The sequence below is a fragment of the Brevundimonas sp. FV1ye4L genome, from assembly GCF_058681255.1.
In genome coordinates this window covers 118,519-140,393 of sequence record NZ_CM178734.1, presented here as the reverse complement: position 1 = coordinate 140,393, position 21,875 = coordinate 118,519, and the positions used below count along the sequence as shown (strand labels likewise).

General features: G+C 67.1%; 27 protein-coding genes. 17 read left to right on the top strand and 10 right to left on the bottom strand.

Annotated features, from left to right (window positions below):
* Positions 1 to 53: 53 nt before the first annotated feature.
* From ACW17X_RS00615 to ACW17X_RS00600, 4 genes are all read left to right on the top strand, one after another.
* The gene (locus ACW17X_RS00615) at positions 54 to 1,556 is read left to right on the top strand and encodes a CehA/McbA family metallohydrolase domain-containing protein (RefSeq protein ID WP_492098952.1); all 1,503 of its coding nucleotides are present in this window, start codon (positions 54 to 56) and stop codon (positions 1,554 to 1,556) included.
* Positions 1,557 to 1,870: 314 nt separating this feature from the next.
* Positions 1,871 to 3,088: an RtcB family protein gene (locus tag ACW17X_RS00610; protein ID WP_008262927.1), complete on the top strand. Its 1,218-nt coding sequence runs from the start codon at positions 1,871 to 1,873 to the stop codon at positions 3,086 to 3,088.
* 144 nt (positions 3,089 to 3,232) lie between these two features.
* Entirely contained in the window at positions 3,233 to 3,457 is a 225-nt protein-coding gene (locus ACW17X_RS00605) for a DUF2188 domain-containing protein (RefSeq protein WP_492098950.1), read from the top strand.
* Positions 3,454 to 4,086, top strand: coding sequence for a hypothetical protein (locus tag ACW17X_RS00600; RefSeq protein ID WP_492098947.1), 633 nt, complete (start codon positions 3,454 to 3,456; stop codon positions 4,084 to 4,086). Before ACW17X_RS00605 ends, ACW17X_RS00600 begins: the two co-directional genes overlap by 4 nt.
* 15 nt (positions 4,087 to 4,101) lie before the next feature.
* Here the strand turns inward: ACW17X_RS00600 and ACW17X_RS00595 are convergent, their stop codons facing one another.
* The gene (locus ACW17X_RS00595; RefSeq protein ID WP_426025019.1) at positions 4,102 to 4,593 is read right to left on the bottom strand and encodes a winged helix-turn-helix transcriptional regulator; all 492 of its coding nucleotides are present in this window, start codon (positions 4,591 to 4,593) and stop codon (positions 4,102 to 4,104) included.
* A 179-nt stretch (positions 4,594 to 4,772) separates the two neighbouring features.
* Between ACW17X_RS00595 and ACW17X_RS00590 the strand changes: the two genes are divergently transcribed.
* The 5 genes from ACW17X_RS00590 to ACW17X_RS00570 all read left to right on the top strand — a co-directional run bounded on the left by ACW17X_RS00590 (position 4,773) and on the right by ACW17X_RS00570 (position 9,098).
* Positions 4,773 to 5,630, top strand: a complete 858-nt coding sequence (locus tag ACW17X_RS00590) for an acyl-CoA thioesterase (RefSeq protein ID WP_492098946.1) — start codon at positions 4,773 to 4,775, stop codon at positions 5,628 to 5,630.
* 71 nt (positions 5,631 to 5,701) lie between these two features.
* Entirely contained in the window at positions 5,702 to 5,977 is a 276-nt protein-coding gene (locus ACW17X_RS00585; protein WP_492098944.1) for a hypothetical protein, read from the top strand.
* A gap of 62 nt (positions 5,978 to 6,039) precedes the next feature.
* Positions 6,040 to 6,732, top strand: coding sequence for an alpha/beta fold hydrolase (locus ACW17X_RS00580; RefSeq protein ID WP_492098943.1), 693 nt, complete (start codon positions 6,040 to 6,042; stop codon positions 6,730 to 6,732).
* 112 nt (positions 6,733 to 6,844) lie between these two features.
* The gene (locus ACW17X_RS00575) at positions 6,845 to 8,008 is read left to right on the top strand and encodes a YjgN family protein (RefSeq protein ID WP_492098942.1); all 1,164 of its coding nucleotides are present in this window, start codon (positions 6,845 to 6,847) and stop codon (positions 8,006 to 8,008) included.
* A gap of 1 nt (position 8,009) precedes the next feature.
* On the top strand, positions 8,010 to 9,098 hold the full coding sequence (locus ACW17X_RS00570; RefSeq protein WP_492098941.1) for a M48 family metallopeptidase: 1,089 nt from the start codon (positions 8,010 to 8,012) through the stop codon (positions 9,096 to 9,098).
* Here the strand turns inward: ACW17X_RS00570 and ACW17X_RS00565 are convergent.
* From ACW17X_RS00565 to queC, 3 genes are read right to left on the bottom strand one after another with little or no spacing between them, the layout of a single operon-like run.
* Positions 9,093 to 9,461 carry a 6-pyruvoyl trahydropterin synthase family protein gene (locus tag ACW17X_RS00565; protein ID WP_492098940.1) on the bottom strand — a complete coding sequence of 123 codons (369 nt, stop codon included), beginning with the start codon at positions 9,459 to 9,461 and terminating at the stop codon, positions 9,093 to 9,095. The two genes, ACW17X_RS00570 and ACW17X_RS00565, sit on opposite strands and share 6 nt — an antisense overlap.
* On the bottom strand, positions 9,461 to 10,096 hold the full coding sequence (queE, locus tag ACW17X_RS00560) for a 7-carboxy-7-deazaguanine synthase (protein WP_492098939.1): 636 nt from the start codon (positions 10,094 to 10,096) through the stop codon (positions 9,461 to 9,463). Before queE ends, ACW17X_RS00565 begins: the two co-directional genes overlap by 1 nt.
* Entirely contained in the window at positions 10,093 to 10,812 is a 720-nt protein-coding gene (gene queC / locus ACW17X_RS00555; RefSeq protein ID WP_492098938.1) for a 7-cyano-7-deazaguanine synthase QueC, read from the bottom strand. The genes queE and queC overlap by 4 nt, the downstream gene beginning before the upstream one ends.
* A 210-nt stretch (positions 10,813 to 11,022) precedes the next feature.
* On the opposite strand from queC, the gene ACW17X_RS00550 reads away from it, so the two are divergent.
* A complete protein-coding gene (locus ACW17X_RS00550) occupies positions 11,023 to 12,645 on the top strand; it encodes a response regulator (RefSeq protein WP_492098937.1) in 1,623 nt (540 codons plus the stop codon).
* A gap of 7 nt (positions 12,646 to 12,652) precedes the next feature.
* Here ACW17X_RS00550 and ACW17X_RS00545 read toward each other — a convergent pair whose 3' ends face one another.
* The gene (locus tag ACW17X_RS00545; protein WP_492098936.1) at positions 12,653 to 13,684 is read right to left on the bottom strand and encodes a ligase-associated DNA damage response exonuclease; all 1,032 of its coding nucleotides are present in this window, start codon (positions 13,682 to 13,684) and stop codon (positions 12,653 to 12,655) included.
* 79 nt (positions 13,685 to 13,763) lie between these two features.
* Here ACW17X_RS00545 and ACW17X_RS00540 point away from each other — a divergent pair, with 79 nt between their 5' ends.
* The 5 genes from ACW17X_RS00540 to ACW17X_RS00520 all read left to right on the top strand — a co-directional run bounded on the left by ACW17X_RS00540 (position 13,764) and on the right by ACW17X_RS00520 (position 16,348).
* The gene (locus ACW17X_RS00540; RefSeq protein WP_492098935.1) at positions 13,764 to 14,216 is read left to right on the top strand and encodes a PaaI family thioesterase; all 453 of its coding nucleotides are present in this window, start codon (positions 13,764 to 13,766) and stop codon (positions 14,214 to 14,216) included.
* Positions 14,213 to 14,605 carry a PaaI family thioesterase gene (locus ACW17X_RS00535; RefSeq protein WP_492098934.1) on the top strand — a complete coding sequence of 131 codons (393 nt, stop codon included), beginning with the start codon at positions 14,213 to 14,215 and terminating at the stop codon, positions 14,603 to 14,605. The genes ACW17X_RS00540 and ACW17X_RS00535 overlap by 4 nt, the downstream gene beginning before the upstream one ends.
* Positions 14,606 to 14,772: 167 nt before the next feature.
* Positions 14,773 to 15,123, top strand: a complete 351-nt coding sequence (locus tag ACW17X_RS00530; protein WP_492098933.1) for a hypothetical protein — start codon at positions 14,773 to 14,775, stop codon at positions 15,121 to 15,123.
* 128 nt (positions 15,124 to 15,251) lie between these two features.
* Positions 15,252 to 15,659, top strand: coding sequence for a hypothetical protein (locus tag ACW17X_RS00525; protein ID WP_492098932.1), 408 nt, complete (start codon positions 15,252 to 15,254; stop codon positions 15,657 to 15,659).
* A gap of 53 nt (positions 15,660 to 15,712) precedes the next feature.
* Positions 15,713 to 16,348 (top strand): S24 family peptidase, encoded by a 636-nt coding sequence (locus ACW17X_RS00520; RefSeq protein WP_492087485.1) that lies wholly within the window; start codon positions 15,713 to 15,715, stop codon positions 16,346 to 16,348.
* A 133-nt stretch (positions 16,349 to 16,481) separates the two neighbouring features.
* Here the strand turns inward: ACW17X_RS00520 and ACW17X_RS00515 are convergent, their stop codons facing one another.
* From ACW17X_RS00515 to ACW17X_RS00495, 5 genes are all read right to left on the bottom strand, one after another.
* Positions 16,482 to 16,952, bottom strand: a complete 471-nt coding sequence (locus ACW17X_RS00515) for an SH3 domain-containing protein (protein ID WP_271164135.1) — start codon at positions 16,950 to 16,952, stop codon at positions 16,482 to 16,484.
* A gap of 89 nt (positions 16,953 to 17,041) precedes the next feature.
* Positions 17,042 to 17,419, bottom strand: a complete 378-nt coding sequence (locus ACW17X_RS00510) for a hypothetical protein (protein ID WP_492098931.1) — start codon at positions 17,417 to 17,419, stop codon at positions 17,042 to 17,044.
* 60 nt (positions 17,420 to 17,479) lie between these two features.
* The gene (locus ACW17X_RS00505; protein ID WP_492098930.1) at positions 17,480 to 19,153 is read right to left on the bottom strand and encodes a lysine--tRNA ligase; all 1,674 of its coding nucleotides are present in this window, start codon (positions 19,151 to 19,153) and stop codon (positions 17,480 to 17,482) included.
* Positions 19,154 to 19,208: 55 nt separating this feature from the next.
* Positions 19,209 to 19,553, bottom strand: a complete 345-nt coding sequence (locus ACW17X_RS00500) for a RidA family protein (RefSeq protein WP_267514057.1) — start codon at positions 19,551 to 19,553, stop codon at positions 19,209 to 19,211.
* 39 nt (positions 19,554 to 19,592) lie between these two features.
* On the bottom strand, positions 19,593 to 20,072 hold the full coding sequence (locus tag ACW17X_RS00495; RefSeq protein ID WP_492098929.1) for a hypothetical protein: 480 nt from the start codon (positions 20,070 to 20,072) through the stop codon (positions 19,593 to 19,595).
* 103 nt (positions 20,073 to 20,175) lie between these two features.
* On the opposite strand from ACW17X_RS00495, the gene ACW17X_RS00490 reads away from it, so the two are divergent.
* Complete coding sequence (locus tag ACW17X_RS00490) at positions 20,176 to 20,670, top strand: DUF305 domain-containing protein (RefSeq protein ID WP_492098928.1); 495 nt, start codon at positions 20,176 to 20,178, stop codon at positions 20,668 to 20,670.
* 34 nt (positions 20,671 to 20,704) lie between these two features.
* Positions 20,705 to 21,802 carry a tRNA preQ1(34) S-adenosylmethionine ribosyltransferase-isomerase QueA gene (gene queA, locus ACW17X_RS00485; protein WP_492098927.1) on the top strand — a complete coding sequence of 366 codons (1,098 nt, stop codon included), beginning with the start codon at positions 20,705 to 20,707 and terminating at the stop codon, positions 21,800 to 21,802.
* The last annotated feature ends 73 nt before the right edge of the window (positions 21,803 to 21,875 follow it).

Sequence of the window (21,875 nt, the reverse complement as noted above, 5' to 3'; positions counted from 1 at the left end):
AGTCTGTCATATGGAGCCGTTAGGCGGGGTCGAACCCTGCCGGAACCCGTCGCATGACCCTTCGCCCTCACGCCGCGATCCTGATCGCCCTGACCGTCATCGCCGCGCCGGCCTTTGCGCACGAGGGGCACGACCACCACCATCCGGCCCGACTCCAGCCGGTCGCGCCCGCCGCAGCCGCAGCCACGGACGAAGCGCGCACCTGGCTGGCCGGCGACCACCACGTCCACAGCCGCTACAGCGTCGGCTACACGCCCGATCCGGCCAACCCGGACGCCCCGCCCACCGCGATTATCGCCGGCGACGCCATCCATCCGATCCCCCAGAACGCCCGCATGGCCCATCGTTTCGGCCTGGCCTGGATGGTCTCCACCGACCACGGCGGCCCCAACCATTCCAAGCTGAACGCCGAACAAGCCTATCCCGAACTGCTGATGGCGCGCCAGGAGATCCCCGACCTGCTGCTCTTCTACGGCATGGAGTTCGACACCCCCGGCGGCGATCACTCCAGCCTGATCCTGCCGCGCACCGAGGCCGAGCGCGACACCCTGCGCGACCTCGAAAGCCGCTTCGCCAAGCGTGAGCCCTGGCCCGCCGACCCCGCCCGCGATCAGGAGCCGCGCATGATCGAGGCCCTGCGCGTCATGGACGCGCTGAACGACCGACCCGTGGTGATCGCCAACCACCCGTCGCGCTCGGCGACGGGCCTGGGCGAATACGGCCAGTACGACCCGGCCGAGTTGCGCGACTGGAACGACACCGCGCCCAAGGTGGCTGTGGGCATGGAGGGCGCGCCGGGCCACCAGGCCGCCACCCTGAACCCCGACGGCTCGATCAAGCCCAACGGCGTACGCGGCATCTATGGCCGCGCCCCGACCATGGGCGGCTTCGACCAGATGACAGCGCGCCTGGGCGGCTTCTGGGACTCCATGCTGGGCGAGGGCCGCCGCTGGTGGGTCACCTCGACCTCGGATTCGCACCGCCACTATACCGAGGGCGGCGTCGACTTCTGGCCCGGCGAATATTCCAAGACCTATGTCCTGGCCCGCCGCGACCATGCCGACGTGCTGGACGGGCTGCGCGAAGGCCGCATCTTCGTCACCACCGGCGACCTGATCTCCGAATTGAACGTGACGGCCCAATCGGGCGGCCGTTCGGCGGACATCGGCGGCGAACTGAAGGCCCCGGCGAACCAGCCCGTCGTCGTCACCATCCGTCTTCGCGACCCCGCCGGCCCCAACGCCTCGGGCAAGGACAGCGCCGTCGCCCGCCTGGACCTGATCGTCGGCGACGTCACCGGCCCCCGCCCCGACCGCGACGCAGACCACAACCCCTCCACCCGGGTCGAGCGCCGCTTCACCGCCGCCGACTGGACCCGCGACGGCGAGGTCATCACCATCCGCCACACCCTCCCCGCCTCAACCACGCCCCGCTACATCCGCGTGCGCGGCGCCAACGGCGCCGAGCTTGAGCCCACGCCCGACCCCGCCGGCGAAGACCCCTGGAAAGACCTGTGGTTCTACGCCAACCCGGTGTTCATTACGCCGCAGGGGTAATGGTCGCGGGTCTCTTGTGCCCCCTCGCGCCCGGCGGGGTTGTGCAGGCGGACTTCGAAGTGTAAACGCCCACCTCCGAAGACGAGAGACCCATGTTCACCCACTACGTCCCCATGAATGCGCCCAAGGGCTTGGACCGACTGCCGGTCCAGGGCGAATGCACATGCGTGAGGGGTAGGTAGGGAACGACCGGTCATCGACTTCGGTTTTCCAGCAACCCCTCCCGCCACCGGCCGGAGGGGTTTCTTGTATCCGCAAGCGACGTCTCTCCGTCCGGTCCGGGAGGATCACAGACAGAGAAGGAGACGTCGGCCATGTCAGGCTACGACGTGATCGAAGGCTCGGGCGCGCCGATCAAGGCGTGGACCCGAGGGGTGCCCATCGAGGATGCGGCGCTGAAACAGCTGAAGAACGTGGCCTCGCTGCCGTTCATCCACAAACACGTCGCGGTCATGCCCGACGTGCACTGGGGCATGGGCGCGACGGTCGGGTCGGTGATCCCGACCGTGGGGGCCATCATCCCGGCCGCCGTGGGCGTGGACATAGGCTGCGGCATGATGGCGGTGCGGACCTCGATCCGCGCCGAACACCTGCCCGACGACCTGTCGGCCATCCGCTCCGCCATCGAGGCCGCCGTTCCGCACGGCCGCACCGACAATGGCGGGCGCAACGACAAGGGCGCCTGGGCCGCCGAACCGCCGGCCTCGGCCGTGACGCGCTGGGCCGATCTGAAGGCGGGCTATGACGCCGTGGTGGAAAAACACCCCAAGGCAGCGCACCCGCGCGGCTTCGGCCACCTGGGCACCCTGGGCACGGGCAACCACTTCATCGAGCTGTGCCTCGACGAGGCGGGCGATGTGTGGGTGATGCTGCACTCCGGCTCGCGCGGCGTGGGCAACCGGTTTGGGACCTATTTCATCGAACGGGCCAAGCACGAGATGCGTCGCTGGCACATCAACCTGCCCGACCAGGACCTGGCTTACTTCCCGGAAGGGACGGACGGCTTCGTCGACTATGTGCGGGCGGTGTCGTGGGCGCAGAAGTACGCGCGCGCCAACCGCGAGGTGATGATGGACAGCGTGCTCGGGGTGCTGAAGGCCTTCTGGCCGGATCTGGAGACGACGCAGGAGGCGGTGAACTGCCACCACAACTACGTCTCGAAGGAGAAGCATTTCGGCAAGGACGTCTTCCTGACCCGCAAGGGGGCCGTGTCGGCCAAGGACGGCGAACTGGGCATCATCCCCGGCTCTATGGGGGCGAAGTCCTTCATCGTGCGCGGCAAGGGCAATGCGGACTCGTTCTGCACCTGCTCGCACGGCGCCGGTCGGGCCATGAGCCGGACCGAAGCCAAGCGCCGCTTCACGATCGAGGACCACGTCCGCGCCACCGAGGGCGTGGAATGCCGCAAGGACGCCGAGGTGATCGACGAAACCCCGATGGCCTATAAGGACATCGACGCGGTCATCGCGGCCCAGACCGACCTGATCGAGGTCGTGCACACCCTGCGTCAGGTGGTGTGCGTCAAGGGATGACGGGAGCCGGTTCCGCCGCAGGGTGGGGCCGGCTTTCGTCGTTGAAAACAGATGGCGTCACACGCAATCTCGAGGTAACATTCAATCAATCTAAGATGATCAACAAGCACACCTAGAGATTGCTCCGAAAAGAGGCGGCTTCTTATGTCAAAGAACGGGCAACACGTTGTCCCCCATGCAGGCGGATGGAGCGTTCGACGCGCTGGCGCCGTACGGGCAACAAGTACACACGCCACTCAAGCAGACGCGATCAAGGCCGGAGCCGAGATTGCGCGAAACCAGAAAACGGAACTCTACGTCCACGGGGTCGATGGCCGAATTCGCGAACGCAGTTCATTTGGAAAAGACCCTCATCCGCCTAAGGGATGAGCGTGCATCCTCCCTTCGAACGTTCCGTCTTCATAAATTGTCCGTTCGACGAGGATTATTCGTCCATTCTCCAGGCAATCGCTTTCTGCGTCGTCTTCATGGGCCTCTATCCTCGATTGGCGCCCGAGAACGCCGACAACGGAGCCGCCCGGCTGGACCGTATCGTCGAGTTAGTTAAGGGCTCAAAGTTCGGCATCCATGACCTGTCACGATGTCGAGCAGATCAGGCTGGCGACTTCGCACGCATGAATATGCCGTTCGAACTGGGCATCGACTATGGCAGCCGACAATCAGGCGCAGCGCCGCTCGACACCAAGACCATCCTGGTCCTCGAGGATGCCCGCTACGACTATCAGAAAGGACTGTCGGATATCTCCGGCTGGGATATCCGCGCTCATGGCGGCAGTTTCGAAGTGGCTATTCGCCACGTCCGCACTTGGCTAATCGCACAGGCTGGTGCGCCCAAGATCGGCGCCGCCCTCATACAAGGCAAATATATCGCATTTCAGGAATGGTACTGGGAAAGCCAATTGGCCGCCGGCTCCTCCGAGGACGACATCCGGTCCTATCCGACCGATGAGATGATCCGCGCCATGCACGATTGGATGGCGGCTGGACAACCGAACTGAAAGGGGGGCCGCCCCCTAAGCCGCCTCGTCCTTCGGCATCACATCCCCCACCGTCGGCCGGTTCTCCGCGCGCGTCAGCAGGATCTCCCTCGGCTTGACGATCTCGCCGCAGCAGCCGCAGGCGATGCGCGGCGTCAGGGTCTGGCCGCAGGTCGAGTGGACCATGTCGATGCCGCAGTCGGTCTCGCCATAGACGTGTTTGGCGCCCCAGCCGTGCAGGGTCACCAGCACCCCGTACAGATCCTTGCCCTTGGCGGTCAGCACATATTCGTTGCGCGGCGGCCGTTCGGAATAGGGACGCGGCTCCAGCACCCCGTGCTGGACCAGGCTTTTCAGACGCGCCGCCAATACGTTGCGCGCCACGCCCAGATTGTCCTGCCACTGCTCGAATCGGCGCACCCCGTTGAAGGCGTCGCGGATGACCAGCAGGGTCCACGGATCGCCGATCACCTCCAGCGTGGCGGCGATGGAGCAGCTTTGGCGGCTGTAGTCTGCGGTGCGTCCCATGCGACAAAAGTGACCCCGCGTCAGCCGCTTGGCAAGAGGGTTGCCAAACCGAACCCGCTAGGTCAGTTTTGTTTCGCAACGGACTGACGGACCTCCCGGTTCGTCGCCCTTGTTCCCGACTGGCGGAAGGCTCTCTTTTAGCCTTCCGCCTCTTCTTCGCCTGACGCAGGATCGCGCCCATGGCTCACATGACGACTCCCATTTCCCTCGACGCCGCCCTGGCCTTCCACACCCTGGACGACGGCGGTCTATCAGCCCCCGTGCCCGGTCATTTCTCCAACGGCCCCTCGGGCCTGGCGCCGGAGAAGGGCTTCCCCTTCGGCGGCCTGCTGGCGGCCCTGTGCGCCCAGTCGATGCGCCGGGGCCTGTCACTGACCGCGCCGCTACGCACCCTGTCGGTCCAGTATCTGTCGGCCGCCCGGTTCGGCGACCAGGTCGCCTTTCGCCCGCGCCTGCTGAAGGGCGGCCGCAATGTGATCTATGCGGCGGTCGAGGCGGAACAGGACGGCCGCATGACCCATCACGCCACCGGCACCTATGGCCTGGACGGCGACAACCCGCCGCTCACCCCGCTTCATATGCCGCCGCCCCCGCTGGACAGCCTGAACCCCGCCGCCACCATTCACGGGCCGATGTCGCCCCACTTCGCCCAGCACGTCGAATACCGTTTTGACGGCGGCCCCAACATCCTGGGCGGCAATGCGGGCAAGCCGGTGATCGAGCGCACCTGGATGCGGATGGCCGACCGTCGGCCGCTGGACGAGGTCGGGCTCTGCTATCTGCTGGACGCCCTCTATCCCCCGGCCTGGACCGCCTCCTCCACGTTCACGCCCATGACCACCGTCGATCTGCGCATCGACATCCTGACCGACCCGACGCCGCAGACCGCGCCGGACGGCTGGGCCTTCTTCGAGTTCCGAATGCTGGACCTCGGCCTGGGCTGGACAGTGGACGAGGCGACAGCCTGGGGTGCGGACGGAACCCCGCTGGCCATCGCGCGCCAACGCCGCAAACTGCTCCCGCAACGCAGCGCCTGATTGGGGGCGACGACGGTCAGGCCCCGTTCACCATTCGGCTGTATCCTCGACATCTCACGAGAGAATCTCCGATGACCGACCGCCGCTCCCTGCGCGCCGCCGCCCTCCCCGTCCTTCTGGGCGCTGCGCTGTTGCTCCAGGGCTGTGTCGTCGGCGCCGTGGTCGGCGGAACCGCCGCCGTCGTGGGCGGCACGGCCAAGGCCGGCGGCGCGGTCGTCGGCGCCGGCTTCGACGCCGTCACCACCTCCGACGAGGAAACCCGCGCCCGTCGCGAACGCGAGCAGCGCGACCACGAGCGCGAACAACGCCGCTGCGAACAGCGCCAGCGTCAGGGCAAGAGCTGCTGATCGGCTGATCCCACAGTCTCTCGTCTTCCGGCCCGAAAGCGGTTTCGTGCTACGGTCCTCAAATGACCCCGACCGTCCTGATCCCCGGCCTCGCCTGCACGGCCGAAATGTTCGCGCGCCAGACCGTCGCCCTGTGGCCACACGGCCCCGTCACCGTCGCCTCGACGCTCGAGGGCGACAGCATCGCCGCCATGGCGGCCGCCATCCTGCGCGACGCCCCAGCCCGTTTCGCGCTCGGCGGCATCTCGATGGGGGGCTATATCGCCATGGAGATCCTGCGCCAGGCGCCTGAACGGGTCGTGAGACTGGCCCTGCTCAACACCTCGGCCCGAGCAGACACCCCTGAACAGATCGAGGCGCGACGCCTGCTTATGGAACGCGTTCGGAACGGCGAACTGGAAGCGGTCCTCGCCCAGGTCACGCCCAACCTGCTTCATCCAAACCATCGGGGCCGTCAGGACCTGATCGACATCCAGATCCGCATGGGCCGCGATGTCGGATCAGACGGTTTCATCCGCCAGGAAGCGGCGATCACCAAGCGGATCGACTCGCGTCCGCACCTCGCCCACATCGGGGTTCCGACCCTCGTCCTGGTCGGCGACCGCGACCCGCTGACGCCGCCGGACCGCGCACAGGAAATCGCCGAGGCCGTCCCCGGCGCCCGCCTCGTCGTCATCCCCGATTGCGGCCACGCCTCCACCCTGGAACAGCCCGAGGCGGTCAGCGCCGCCCTGGTGGAGTGGCTCTCCGCCTGAGGCGCCCCGTCAGCCGCCTCCCTCGGCGATGACGCCCGCTTTCGATTTAATCGATTGCACCCTCGCGTTGTCTGCGGATATCCAGAGCAGGGGACATTGGTAGGGGGACAGTTTGACCGACATCACCGAAGACGCGCCGACGCCGGCGCGTCCGCTTCATGACGCCCTGGGTCCGATCTCCGATCCCGACGAAGGCGCCGAGACCCTGGTCTTCTCCACCACGCTGCAGCCGTCGAAATTCCTGGGCCTCAGCCTGAAGAACGGCCTGCTGAACATCGTGACCCTGACCCTCTGGCGGTTCTGGGGCAAGACCGAGGTGCGTCGCCGCGTCTGGCGCGGCGTCCGGCTGAACGACGAGGCCTTCGAATACACCGGGCGCGGCGTCGAACTGTTCGTCGGCTTCCTGCTGGCCCTGGTCGTCCTGGGCGCGCCCTTGTTGCTGGTGGTCTTCGCCGGACAGTTCCTTCACCCAGCCCTGTTCGGGTTGCTGCTCATGCCCCTGTATCTCTTCCTCTATTGGCTTTGGGGCTTCGGCGTCTTCAGCGCCTTCCGCTACATGGCCAGCCGCACGACCTGGCGCGGGATACGGTTCAGACTGACCGGATCCGCCGCCATCTACGGCGTCAACTTCCTTGGCTATCTGCTACTTTCCAGCATCACTGTGGGCTGGTTCTGGCCGACCGCCGAGCGCAAGCTGTCTGAATCCCTTTGGGACGGACTGCGCTTCGGCGACCGCCGCCTGGCCTTCCGCATGGGTCGCGCCGAAAAGAAGGGCGTCTATGGCGCCTACGCCATCGGCTGGTTCGGCACGGCAGTGAGCTATATCCTGTTGGTCGTCGTCGTCAGCGGAGTGGCGTTCGCCCATCTCCAGGCTGCCCCCGCTCCGACGCCCGATACGCCCGTACCGCCCGATGTTGTGGTCTTGCTCGGCGTCTATGCCGCCATGGCGGTTCTGGCGCCGATCTTCCTGCTGGTCTGGGCACCCTATCAGGCGGCCATGATGCGGTCGATCGCTCATGGGGTGACGATGGACAGCGCCGGCTTCGTACTGGACGTCAAGGCTATGCCCCTGTGGTGGCTGACGGTCAGCAACCTGTTCCTGATCATCGTCACCCTGGGCTTCCTCATGCCCTGGGCCCAGGCCCGGACGGCGCGGTTCCTGATCCAGCGGTTGAAGTCCGCGGGCAAGGCCAAGGTCGGGCTGGCGCATCAGACCGGCCGCGGCCCCGGATCGGGCGAGGGCCTGGCCGACGCCTTCGGCTTCTCGGCGATCTGAAGTGGACGGCCGCTTCTACGACGGCAAGAGCGCCCGGTCTCATCCGGTCGTCGTCTCCGTGGACGCGGAGGCCGTTATCCTGTCGGTCGACGGCCAGGAGCGTCGCTGGCCGTCGAAGGGCCTGTCGGTGACCTTCGAGGCGAACGAGGCCCGCCTGTCGCACAGCGCCGAACCGGACGCCCGGCTGGTGGTGTCCCGGTCCGACTGGACCCTAGCGGGCGGTCTGCTGGCCAAACAGACCGCCCGCCGCGACCGCTCGCGCGAGCGACGCTTGGCCGTGGCCCTCGCCGTCGTGGCGGCGGCCGTGACCGGCTTCGTCTTCATCGGCATACCGGCCCTGTCGGGTCCGCTCGCCCGGGCGACGCCGGTCGAATACGAGCGCAACATGGGTCGAAACTTCGACCTGCAGATGAACGCCCTCTTCCCGCGCTGCGAGGGCGAGGAGGGTCAGGCCGCGCTCCAGGCCATGACCGACCGGCTGGCCTCCAACGCCGACACCGTGTTCGACATCCGCATCCGCGCCGTCCAGGCGCCGATGATCAACGCCTTCGCCCTGCCCGGCGGCTCCATCATCGTCACCGACGACTTGATCCGCGCGGCCGACACCCCCGACGAGGTCGCGGCCGTGGTCGCCCACGAGATCGCCCATGTCGAGAAGCGCCACGTCATGCAGGCGGTGTGGCGCAGCCTGGGCTTCGGCCTGATCCTCGACGCCGTGGTCGGCGGCGGCTCCGGCGCGGGCCAGCAGGCGGTGATCCTGGCCGGCCAGGCGACTGACCTCAGCTACGGCCGCGCGGCCGAACACGAAGCCGACGAACGGGGCCGCGCCCTGCTGCACGAAGCGGGTTTAAGCTCGAAGGGCATGGCCGCCTTCTTCGACCGCCTGTCGAAGATGGAGGATCAGAAGCTGGCCGAGGCGGCCGAGTTCGCCGCCACCCACCCGGCCTCCGGCCGTCGCGCTCGCGAGGCCCGCGCCGCCGAACGCCCCGGCGCCCCCGCCCTGTCCGCCGAGGACTGGCGTAAGGTCCAATCGGCCTGCAAGGCGGAAGACCCGACGCTTCGCGTGATCCGCCGCAATCTGGGCCTATAGGCTCAGCACGCACCGCTCGTTGATCGTCGGTCGCGCCACCTGCACCCGGCAAAGCCCCGGCCAGTCCGGCTTCAGCGTCTTCACGAACCACAGGCACAGGTTCTCCAGGCTGGGCAGTTCCAGCCCCTCGTGCTCGTTCAGCATGCCGTGGTCCAGCTGCTCCGCAGCCGCCCTCAGCGCCCGGTCCAGCGCCCCCAGGTCGGCGACCCAGTTGTGCTCGACGTCCAGGGTCTCGGAGCGGATTGTCGCCTCGACCGTAAAGGAGTGGCCGTGGACGCGGCGATAGATGCTGCCCTCGGGTTCGTTGGGGAAGTGGTGGGCCGCGTCGAAGGTGGCCTGTTTGGTGATCTCGAAGACGGGCATTAGCGGACGCCGATGTACTTATGGGTCTGGACGCTCAGGCGCCACTGGGGATGGGTCAGGCAGTATTCGATAGCGGCGGCGGTGTTGGCCGCCTGGTCGGGGCCGTCCATGGGCTGGAGCCAGAACCGCTCGAACGCCAGGTGTTCGAACCGCTCAGGCAAGGCCTTGGCCTGCGGGTATACCAGCTTCAGCTCCTGCCCCTTGATCTGGATCACCGCCGCGTCCGCCTTGGGACTGACGCAGATCCAGTCGATCCCGTCCGGCGCCGCCAGGGTGCCGTTGGACTCGATGGCGATCTCGAAATCGCGCGCGTGCAGGGCCGCGATCAGCGGCGGGTCCAGTTGCAACAGGGGCTCGCCGCCGGTGCAGACCACCAATTTCGGATCGCCTTCCCGGCCCCGCCACATCGCCGCGACATGATCGGCCAACAGGTCCGCCGTGGCGAACTTGCCCCCTCCGTCCCCGTCCACGCCGACGAAGTCCGTGTCGCAGAAACTGCAGACGGCGCTCGCTCGATCCTGCTCGCGCCCGCTCCACAGATTGCAGCCGGCGAAGCGCAGAAAGACCGCCGGCCGTCCCGCCTGTCCGCCCTCGCCCTGCACCGTCAGAAAGACTTCCTTGGCCGAATAGGTCACTTCGACGCGACCCAGTCTTCATACCCCGCCGCACGCAGCTCGCAGGCCGGGCATTCGCCGCAGCCATAGCCCCAGGCGTGCCGATGCGTCCGGTCGCCCTGATAGCAGGTGTGGCTGTCCTCGATGATCAGTTCGACTAGAGCCTCGCCCCCGATCCGATCGGCCAAGTCCCAGGTCTGCCCCTTGGTCAGCCACATCAGCGGGGTGTCGATCACCACCGGCTTGTCCAGCCCCAGCGACAGGGCCCGCGCCATGGCCTCCATCGTCTCGTGGCGACAGTCGGGATAGCCGGAATAGTCGGTCTCGCACATGCCGCCGACCAGCACCTCCAACCCGCGCCGATCCGCCAGGGCGGCGGCCGCCACCAGGAAAATCAGGTTGCGCCCCGGCACGAAGGTGGTCGGCAGGCCGCGCGCATCCATCTCGATCTTGCGGTCGGCGGTCAGGGCGCTCTCCGCGATCCGGCCATAGCCGGTCAGGTCCACCACATGGTCGTCGCCCAGCCGGCCGGCCCATTGCGGCAGGGCCGTCTTGATCCCCGCACGCACAGCCTGGCGCGCCTCCATCTCCACGACGTGCCGCTGGCCATAGTCGAAGCCGACCGTCTCCACCCGTTCGAACCGCTCCAGCGCCCAGGCGAGACAGGTCGCGCTGTCCTGCCCGCCGGAGAACAGAACCAGAGCCGATGTGGGGGTCTTTTCCAGGATGACGCTCATGACGAATCTGCGGTCGGCCGGTCGGCCGCGCGCATGCTCAAAGGGATGAGGACCCTACATGGGTCGGGGCGGCCTTCTACACCAGACCGGGGCCCGGCGCAAAATCCGCCTATGACACCGCTTGTAACGGACGAAACTTTTTGATCCGGCTTAACTAATCCGCAAGCGCTGCCTGTGCATAACCAGCTGGAGTAAGGAGTTCTAGGCAGTATGCCGATTATCGAGACCCTTTCAGAGCAGACGCAGCCGGTCGCGCCGTCGACCCTCGGCTGCCAGGTCCTCGCCCGGTTCGAGCGCGAACCGGACACGCTGGTCATTCCGGTTGTCGAGAATGACCGCCCCGTCGGCCTCGTCGAACGCACCGCCTTCCTGCAAAAGATCGCCGGCCGTTTCGGCCACGCCCTCTACGACGGCCGCCCCATCAGCTTCGCTATGGACCCCGAACCTGCGGTGGTCGAAGGCGACGTCCAAATGGACGCCTTCTGCGACATTATTCTGAAGGGCGGTCCCGCCGCCCTATTGCGCGGCTTCATCGTCACCAAGGCCGGCCGCTATCATGGCGTCGGAACGGCCGCCACACTGCTCAAGGTCGCGACGGATCGCCAGCGCGCGCATGACGCCCAGATGGCCGACCAGGCCGCCATCCTCGACGACACCCGCGCCCAGGCCCTCGCCGCCGCCCGCGCCAAGAGCCAGTTTCTGGCCATCATGAGCCACGAGTTGCGCACTCCGATGAACGGCGTGCTCGCCGTCGCCGAACTGCTGCGCCGCCAACCCCTGAACGCGGCGGCCCAGGCCCACGTCCAGACCATCGTCGACTCTTCCGAAAGCCTGCTGCGCATTCTTCAGGACGCCGTGGACCTGTCCAAAGCCGAGGCCGGCGAGCTGGAGCTGAGCCCCGCCCCCACGCCACTGCGCGCCGTCATGGACGACATCCAGGCCCTGTGGGAGCCGCGCGCATCCCAGGACGGCGTGACCCTAATGGTCGGTTACGAAGGCGACACCGAGCTGGCGGCAGTCATCGACGGCGTGCGGCTGAAACAGGTGTTCAGCAACCTGATCGGCAACGCCCTCAAATTCGCTCGCAACGGTCTGGTCGAGGCGCGGCTCAAGGCCTGGGTCGAGGGCGATCAGGTCCATATGGAGGCCCGCGTCCGCGACGACGGCCCGGGCGTGGACGGCGACCGCGTCGATTCCATCTTCGAACCCTTCGTCCATGGATCCGGCCCCGACGGCGCCGGCCTGGGCCTGTCCATCTGCCGCCAGGTGATCGACCGGATGGGCGGCCGCATCTGGGCCGAGAACAACAAGGGGCAAGGCGCCACCTTCGCCTTCGACCTGGCCGCGCGACGCGCCGTCGCCGCAGTCGAGACGCCGTCGAACGTGTCGGACCTGTCCGAGCTGAACCTGCAGTCCACGCCCCACATTCTGATCGTCGACGACAACGCCACTAACCGCGTCGTGGCCCAAGCTCTGTGCGAGATGTTCGGCTGCAGCTCGGAACTGGCCGAGGACGGGCTCGAGGCGCTCCAGGCCGTTCAGGAAAACCGCTACGACCTGATCCTGATGGATATCAAGATGCCGCGCATGGACGGCGTCCAGGCCACCCAGGCCATTCGCGCCCTGGACGGCCCCGTCAGCTGCGTCCCCATCGTGGCCCTGACCGCCAATGCCGATCCGGAAGACGCCAAACACTATCTGTCCGTCGGCATGGCCGCCGTGGTCGAAAAGCCGATCAAGCCGGAACGTCTGCGCATGGCCATGAACGCCGCCCTGGCCAGCGCTGAACGGGTCGAGCACCGCCAATCCACGTCCAGGCGCAAGGCGGGCTGATCCGCCGTCAGTCCGGCCGGACCTCCAGCGTCTCTTCGTCCTCCTCGTCATAGCCGACCAGGCGCAGCGCCCGCGCCTTCTGGCCGTTCAGCTCCGCCCAGCGCAGCAGCCCTTCTTCGCGGCCGTGGGTGATCCACACCTCGTCCGGCTTCAGCTCCTCGAAGGTGGCGATCAACTCACCCCAGTCGGCGTGGTCGGAGATCACCAGCGGCAGTTCCACCCCCTTTTGGCGCGCCCGCGCCCTCACCCCCATCCAGCCGGAAGCGAAGGCCGTCACCGGATCGGCGAAGCTGCGCGCCCATCGGTCCTGTATCGCCGACGGCGGGGCGATCACCACATCGCCGCCCAACACCCCTTTTCCCAGACCGCGCGCCGGCAGGATCGGCCCCAGGTCGATCCCCTCGCGTTCATACAGGGCGTTCAGGCGCTCCATCGCCCCGTGGATATAGATCGGCCGCTCCCACCCCGCCTCGCGCAGGCTCATGATGATCCGCTGCGCCTTGCCCAGGGCATAGGCCCCGACCAGATGGGCCCGCTCGGGAAACTGTCCCAGCGAGCGCACCAACCGCCCGATCTCCTCCTCGGCCGGCGGGTGGCGGAACACCGGCAGGCCGAAGGTCGCCTCCGAAATGAAGACATGGCAGGGCGTCGGCTCGAAGGCCGGACAGGTCGGGTCGCGCCGGCGCTTGTAGTCGCCCGACACCACCATGGTCAGCCCCTTCCACTTCACCTCGACCTGGGCCGAACCCAGTACATGACCGGCCGGGACCAGCCTCAGGTCCACGCCGTTGATCGCAGAATCCTCGCCGTATTCGACCGACTGCTGTCGCCCGGCGAACTCGGCGCCGTATCGTTCCGCCATGATGGCCAGGGTCTGTCGCGTGGCCAGGACCACGCCATGCCCGGCCCGGGCATGGTCTGAATGGCCATGGGTTATCACCGCCCGGTCCACAGGCCGCACCGGATCGACGTAGAAGTCGCCCGGCGGGCAATACAGGCCGGCGGGCGTGGGGTGCAGCAGGTCTTCGGGGCGGATCATGGGACCGTAACGCTCTCGACGCCGTCGGGTCCCCCCTCCATACAGGAGACGATCATCGGCTTCACGGACATCCGTTCGCATGCACGACAGTTTCGTCGACACCATCCTGCCCCAGCTCGCGGCGGGCTCCGCCCACACCGGCGCCCTGGGCTTCGTCTTCGACGGCCTGCACGACGGCGATCCCCGCATTCGCGTCCCCTGGCGCGAAGACCTTGTCGGGGATCCCGACACGGGGGTCCTGGCCGGCGGCCTCGTCACCACCCTGCTGGATCATATCGGCGGCCTGGCCGTGTGGACCGCCATGGACGAGTTCCAGCCCATCGCCACCCTGGACCTGCGGGTGGACTATATGCGCGCCGCCCATCCGCGCATGGACCTGCTGGCCCAGGCGAAATGCTTCCGCCTGACGCCCACCATCGCCTTCGTCCGCGCCTGGGCCTTCGAGGTCGATCCGTCGGACCCCGTCGCCGCCGCCCAGTCCGCCTATGTCCTGAACCGCACGCGCGCCGCACGAGACGAGATTGCAGCATGAGCGACCTTCTCGACCGCATCCCCTACGCCCGCTTCCTGAACCTCCAGACCCTGGTCAGCGGGGACGAGGTCACCGTCATTCTGCCCTTCGCCGACCGGCTGATCGGCAATCCCATGCTGCCCGCCCTTCACGGCGGCTCGACGGCGGCCCTGCTCGAGATGACGGCCATGGCCCAGGTCGCCCTGGCCTTCCCCAGCCCGCGCCTGCCCCGCCCGATCAATGTCACCGTCGCCTATCTGCGCACCGGCCGCCCGGTCGACGTCTTCGCCCGCGCGAGCATCAGCCGCGCCGGCCGCCGCGTCGCCCATGTCCAGGCCGAGGCCTGGCAGGAGGCCCGCAACCAACCCATCGCCTCCCTCACCGCCCATTTCCTGCTGGACAATCCCTAGGGATTTCCAGCGCCCCCGCCCCTCCCCCAAAGCTTTACAAGACAAGGATCGACGAACGTCGCGCCTTGTGTGCGCGATTGCTTAAATGGTTAACAAGACTCTATCGGATATGGTTAAGCCGTGTTAAGATTCATCCATTGTAAACCTTAGTTTGAGGGGCTTTTCTAATGGAACGGACTGAAGTCATCGCCAGCGTCGCTGGCGATCTGCATGCGACTGAACACGCCATCGACGCCGCCATCACCCAGGCGACCGTTCTGGTGCAATCCTTCATCGGCGCCCGCGCCGCCCTCTCGCTTTCGCCCGTCGCCGCCACGGCGTCGCAAGCCAAGGCCATGGAAACCATCGCCGCCCTCGCCGCCGCTCGCGACTCCATCGTCGCCTGCCACGCCGAACTCCAAAAAGACCACCGCCGCATGGGCTTCGGAACCTACGCCGCCGGCCCGATCGGCAAGCCCGACGATTGGCTCGATCCGGAGGACGCACGCCCGCTCAACCGCCTCCGCTCTGTCGGGTGAATTCTTGGTAAGCTTAGCAGACTGACATTTCAGCTTAACCAGAATTCGGTCATTATCGCCCCCGTGCACACAGCGCGGGGGCGATTTGCATGATTAATATGGGTTACGCAGTTGTAGGCGCCATATTCATGGTTGTTATGGGACTGTTCGCCTTTCTGAAAGGCGGCCCCCGTGAGAAGATGGGAGCAGGCGTTTACCTGTTTGCTTGGTTCGCTTCTCTTGTCGCTCAAGAGAACGCCGGTTTTCGCGACTGGCCCTACGGTTTATTCGCAATCGATACTGCTACGCTTCTGGCGCTCGTCGCTATCGCTTGGCGATCCCCGCACTCTTGGCCGACCTGGGCGGCCGGCCTTCAGTTGATCGCCGTCATGGGCCACATCATGATCGTGACCACGAACCAGGCGCCGCTGACGTCGATCTATACGGCGATGAACCTGATCGGCTATCTGATCATAATCTGCATCGCTGTCGGCACCTTCTTCGTCTGGCAGGACCGCAAAGCGGCCGACGAGTATGCGCAACGTATAGCTAGGTAGATATTCCTACCCCCATCCCCTAAACTCCCTCCCGACTCATCCTCGGGACCCCCATGCCCCTGTCGCACGCCAAACTGTGGAAGGCCGTGGACGCCCTGGCGCGGCGCGAGGGATTGTCGCCGTCGGGGCTGGCGCGGCGGGCGGGGCTGGATGCGACCAGTTTCAATCCGTCGAAACGGTTCGGCGCCGGGGATCCGCCGCGTCCCCGCTGGCCCTCGACCGAAAGCATGACCCTGATCCTCCAGGCGACCGGGGTTTCCCTGGCCGAGTTCGCGGCCCTGGCCGAGGACGCGCCGCCGAGCCGGGCGACCGTGCCTCTGCTGGGTCTGGCCCGGGCCGGTCTGGACGGCTTCTTCGACGATGCGGGCCTGCCGACCGGCGACGGCTGGGACCAGACCGACCTGCCGCAGGTCACCCCCACCACTTTCAGCCTGCGCATTACAGGGGATTCTATGGCGCCCCTGTACCGCGAGGGCGACCGGGTCATCGTCGACCGCGGCGACCCCGCCGTGCGGCGTGGCGACCGGGTCGTGGTCCGCCTGACCTCGGGCGAGGTGGTGGCTAAGGAGGTGACTGGACTGACGGCCCGCGCCGCCACCCTGTCTTCGATCAATCCCGACTATCCGCCCCGCGTCGTGCCCCGGCGCGAGATCGAATGGATGGCCCGCATCCTGTGGGTCAGTCAGTAAAATGCCCCGCCCGGCGACCCGGACGGGGCCAGGCTCCAACGGCGAACCGCGAGCCTTGCGACTGTCCCGGCGGCGGGAACAGGACGGGGCATGAACGGCCCCGCCGCCGAAACGGCCTTTCCGAAAGCGACCCTTAGCGGGTCACATAGTTGGCGTTGACCCAACCGCCGCCGGCGATCTGGATCCAGTCGCCTTGCGAGGCGACGGCCGTGAACTGTTGGCCGGCCGACAGGCTGCCCGCCTGGCGGAAGCCGGTGCCGGGGCCGCTGCGGATGCGCAGGTTCGTGCCGGCGCGATAGGTGTTGGCGTTGGCCTGGGCCGCGGCGCGGGTGCGTTGCTGGTTGCAGCCGATATAGGAACCTGCCGCCGCGCCGGCGCCGGCGCCGACCACGGTCCCGGCCGTGCGCTCATTGCGCGCCAGGTTCGAGCCGACCACGCCGCCGACCACGGCGCCGATCAGGGCGCCCGCGCGCTGGCGACCGCCGGGGGCGTCGCAGTTGGTCACGCCATTGGCCTGGGCCTGGGCGGCCATCGGGGCGGCGGTCACCAGGGCGGCCAGGGCCGCAGCCGTGGCCAGACCCGTCTTCAGAAACTTGCTCGACATCACTGTATCTCCTGTCATCGGGTTTGCCGATGTGGAGACAATGCCCGGCCGAACCTGAAGGCTCCCGGAGCTTCGCCGTTATTTTCGGTTCATCTTAGCGGCCGCAGGGCGCGTCGGCGTTCGATCAATCGGCGCGCGGCCTCAATGTCGCGCTCGACCAAGTGCTTTCGGCGGACGAACTGGAAGTCCATCACCCGGGCCCACAGGTGCAACAGCCGATCCTGGGTGACGAAGACCGTGACCGCCTCCAACTCCGGCGGCGGCCCCCAAGCCTCGGACAACTGGGCCAGATGCTGGGTCCCGGCGTCGTCGGGCACGGGCTCGCATTCGACGATCCAATCCCAGCCGCACAGCTCGGGCCGCGCCGTAATCAGCGCCACCGTCGCCGTCAGTACCTTGTCGGCTGACCCGGCCGAGACCAGGTCCATCCACAGGATCCGAGCCTGTTCGTCGATCTCGTAACGCACGTCGCCTCCCCGGCCACGCCCACATACCATCGCGTTACAGTTAAGAAATATTACCTTACGTCAAGCTTGCGCCAATTCGCCGCGCGCGCCCGCCTCGATCAGGGCGATGGTCTGCGAAAGGCCGTAGATGGCCGCGAAAGACCCGAAGCGCGGCCCCTGGCTGGCGCCCAGCAGCACTTCGTACAGCGCCCCGAACCAGGCCCGCAGCGGCTCGAACTCATGCGCCTTGCCCACCGCATAGACCTCGTTCTGGATCAGCTCGCCGTCCGTGGTGTCCGCCGGCAACGCCTTCAGCCGTTCCGCCAGATCCAGCAGCGCCGCCTTCTCCTTGTCATCGGGCAGGCGATACGCCTTCGAGGGCTTCACGAAGTCCTCGTAATAGTTCAACGCCCGGTCCATCAGCTGGTCCAGCAGGGGCTCGTTCTGCGGCGTCGCCTCCGGCAGATATTTGGCGAAATAGGCCCACAGCTGGTCCTTGGTCGAGGCGTTGGCCACCCCCACCAGGTTCAGCAGCAGCGCAAACGACACCGGCGAGGTATGGGTCGGCGGTTCACCCGCATGGATCGACCAGACCGCGTTGTCGATCCGCTTGGCCGGCTCCTGGGTCTTGTAGCTCTCGATGAAGGCCAGATAGTCGTCGATGGCGCGCGGAATGACGTTGAAGTGCAGGCTCTTGGCCGACTTCGGCGACTGGAACATGTACCAGCTCAGGCTCTCCGGCGTGCCGTAGCGCAGCCATTCGTCCATCGTCAGGCCGTTGCCCTTGGACTTGGAGATCTTCTTGCCTTCGATATCCAGGAACAGTTCATAGTTGAACCCTTCCGGCGGCGTGCCGCCCAGCGCGCGACAGATCTTGCCGCTCTCGCGCACGCTCTCGATCAGGTCCTTGCCCGACATCTCGTAGTCGACGTCCAGCGCGACCCAGCGCATGGCCCAGTCCGGCTTCCATTGCAGCTTCACATGGCCGCCCGTGACCGGCAGCTCGGTGCGCCCGCCGGCCGGATCGTCGAAGACGATGGTCCCCTTCTCGACATTCCGCTCCAGAGTCGGCACCTGCAGCACATGGCCCGTGATCGGGCTGACCGGCAGGAAGGGCGAATAGGTCGCCCGCCGCTCTTCGCCCAGGGTCGGCAGCATGATGGCCATGACCGCGTCGAACCGCTCCAGCAGGGTCAGCAGGGTCGCGTCGAACACGCCGGACTTGTAGGTCTCGGTCGAACTCATGAACTCGTAGTCGAAGCCGAACGAGTCCAGGAAGGCCCGCAGCCGCGCATTATTGTGCGCCCCGAAACTGTCGTGCGTGCCGAACGGATCGCGCACCCGGGTCAGCGACAGGTTCAGGTCCTCGCGCAGCATCTCCGGGTTCGGCACGCCTTCCGGAACCTTCCTCAGCCCGTCCATATCGTCGCTGAAGGCGATCAGTCGCGTGCGCCAGTGGTCGCCGGTCAGCGCCCGGAAGGCGTTGCGCACCATGGTGGTCCGCGCCACCTCGCCGAAGGTGCCCATGTGCGGCAGGCCCGACGGCCCGTATCCGGTCTCCAGCACCACCGGCCGCCGCAGAGCCTCGAACTTCGCCAAGGCCTCGTCGGCCTTGCCCGCATCGATCAGCGCCCGCGCCTCGGCCCGCTCGCTCTCGCCCAGCCGCTTTTTCAAAACATGGGCCAGCAGATTGCGGGCTTGTTCGAACGGCCAGGACTTGGCCTCACGGGCGAGGATTTCGAGGTTCTGAAGCATGGCGGCGGTTTGCAGTCTGCAACCCGCCGGGTCAACCGCCTTATCCCCCGCCCCGTCAGCCCCTGGCGGCGATGACGATCACCTCGACCTTGTAGTCCGGCGAGGCCAGCCGGCTCTCGCCCGTGGCGCGGGCCGGCGGATTGGCCGTATCGACCCAGGCGTCCCAGACGCTGTTCATCGCGTCGAAATCGGCGATGTCGGCCAGCCAGATCTGGGCCATCAGGATCTTCGACTTGTCGCTGCCCGCCTGGGCCAGCAGGGCGTCCACCTCGGCCAGCGCCGTCTTCGTCTGGGCGATCACATCGTCGCCGGGCTCCCCGACCTGTCCGGCCAGATAGACGGTGTCGCCGTGAACCACGGCTTCGCTCATACGGGCGCCGGGCTGGATACGGGTGATCATGGGGAGGGCTCCTGATTAGTTGGTCCCTATCATACCCGCTCACCGCCCTTGGTCGAACGCTCCCACCGCCCAGCTCACCACCGCCGCCCCGGCCGCCACGATAACCACATCCTCGATCAGCCCGCTCTTCGTCTGCCCGATCCGCTTCATCGCCTTTTTCCGCCCCGCCAGCCCCAGATAAGCCAACGGCACGGCCGTCCCAACCGCCAGGGCCGCGCCCAGTTTCTCACGCCCGCGCGGCGCCAGCGCAGACCCGGCGATCCCCGCGCTCATCACCCGCGCCAACAGTCCCAGGAAGACCGTCCGATCCGGCGCCGACTTCATCTTGTCGCCGAACAGCTCGCCCACCCCCATGGCCAGACCGCCGAACTTGAACAGCGGATGATCCAGCAGCACCAGCCGCCCCGGCGTCTCCCGGTGCGCCAGCCGCGCCCCCGCAATGGCCGCCATGGGCGTCATGGACCGGGCGCTGGCGACGGCGCCGATGAGGACGGACGGGAGGAGTGCGAGGGTTTTCATGTCCGCTAAACACGCGCTGGGTCGGAAGGTTCAGCCGGATCATTCCCGGCGCACTCGCATTGTCCTTCTGACAGATCCCGCACAGGCTCTCATCGAGGTTCCCATGAGCTATCGCCGTTTCGCCGCCATGATCGCGGTCTCCACCGTCGTCATGTACGGCCTGATGTATCTGAACACCTATCAGATCGAACACGTCCGTTTCAGTGAGACGCGGCTCTACATGGCCCTGCTGATGGGCGCCGTCATGGCCGCTATTATGATCGGCTTCATGTGGTCGATGTACGAGAAGCCGCGCGTCAAACAGATGATCGTCGCGGGCGCCGTGGTCGTCTTCGCCGGCTCCCTGTGGCTGGTCCGCAGCCAGGCCACCGTCGGCGACCTCGCCTATATGAAGGCCATGATCCCGCACCACTCCATCGCCATCATGACCAGCGAGCGTGCTCATATCCGCGATCCGCGCGTGCGCGCGCTCGCCGACGATATCATCGAGGCCCAGGTGCGTGAGATCGGCGAAATGAACACGCTCATCGCCGACCTGTCGCGGAATCCGCCGCCGCCCGACGCCCCGGATCTGCCCGCCCGCTCGCCCGCCTCTTGACCCCTCGCGCGCGGCGTGGCCTGTGCCCCGCCTGATGAAGACCGCCGATTTCGACTTCGACCTGCCCGAGGACCGCATCGCCCTGCGTCCCGCCGATCCGCGCGATTCCGCCCGCCTGCTGGTGGTCAAGGACGGCGCCCTGGACGACCGCATCATCCGCGACCTGCCCGACTTCCTGCGGCCGGGCGACGCCCTGGTCTTCAACGACACCCGCGTCATCCCCGCCCGCCTGTCGGGCGTCCGCCAGCGCACCGGTCTTGAGGGCGAAATCCTGACCGTCGCGGTTGAGGCCACCCTGCACCACCGCGACGCCCCAGATGTCTGGTCCGCCTTCATGAAGCCCGGCAAACGCATCAAGCCCGGCGATAGAATCCGCTTCGGACAGGAAACCGACGCCGCCTGCGACCTGGGCCGTCTCGACGCCACGGTCACGGCCAAGGGCGACGACGGCCTGATCACCCTGAAGTTCGACGTCTCGGGCCCGGCCCTGGACGACTCGATCCGCGCTGTCGGGGTCATGCCCCTGCCCCCCTATATCGCCGCCAAACGGCCTGAGGACGATCGCGACCGGTCGGACTATCAGACCGTCTTCGCCGAACACGACGGCTCAGTCGCCGCCCCCACGGCGGGCCTGCATTTCACGCCCGCCCTGCTCGAGGCGATCCGGGCCAGGGGCGTCTCCACCCACGCCGTCACCCTGCACGTCGGCGCCGGCACCTTCCTGCCGGTCAAGGCCGACGACCTGGCCGACCACAAGATGCACAGCGAATGGGGCGAGGTCTCGCCGGACACCGCCGCCGCCCTGAACGCCGTCCACGCCGCCGGCGGCCGCATCGTCTGCGTCGGCACCACCTCGCTGCGCCTGCTGGAATCCGCTGCGACCGAGGCCGGCGAAATCCGCCCCTTCCACGGCGACACCGCCATCTTCATCACCCCGGGCTACCGTTTCCGCGCCGTTGACGTGCTGATGACCAATTTCCACCTGCCGAAATCCACCCTCTTCATGCTGGTCAGCGCCTTCGCCGGCCAGGCTGCGATGAAGAGCGCCTACGCCCACGCCGTCGCCGACGGCTACCGCTTCTATTCCTACGGCGACGGGTCTTTGCTGTTCCGGGTCGGCGAAAGCCGATGACCTCGCATCCCGTTCGCGAAGGCGAACGGGGATGTGACGCCTGAGCATGGGAAACCGGTTTCCCGCTCACGCA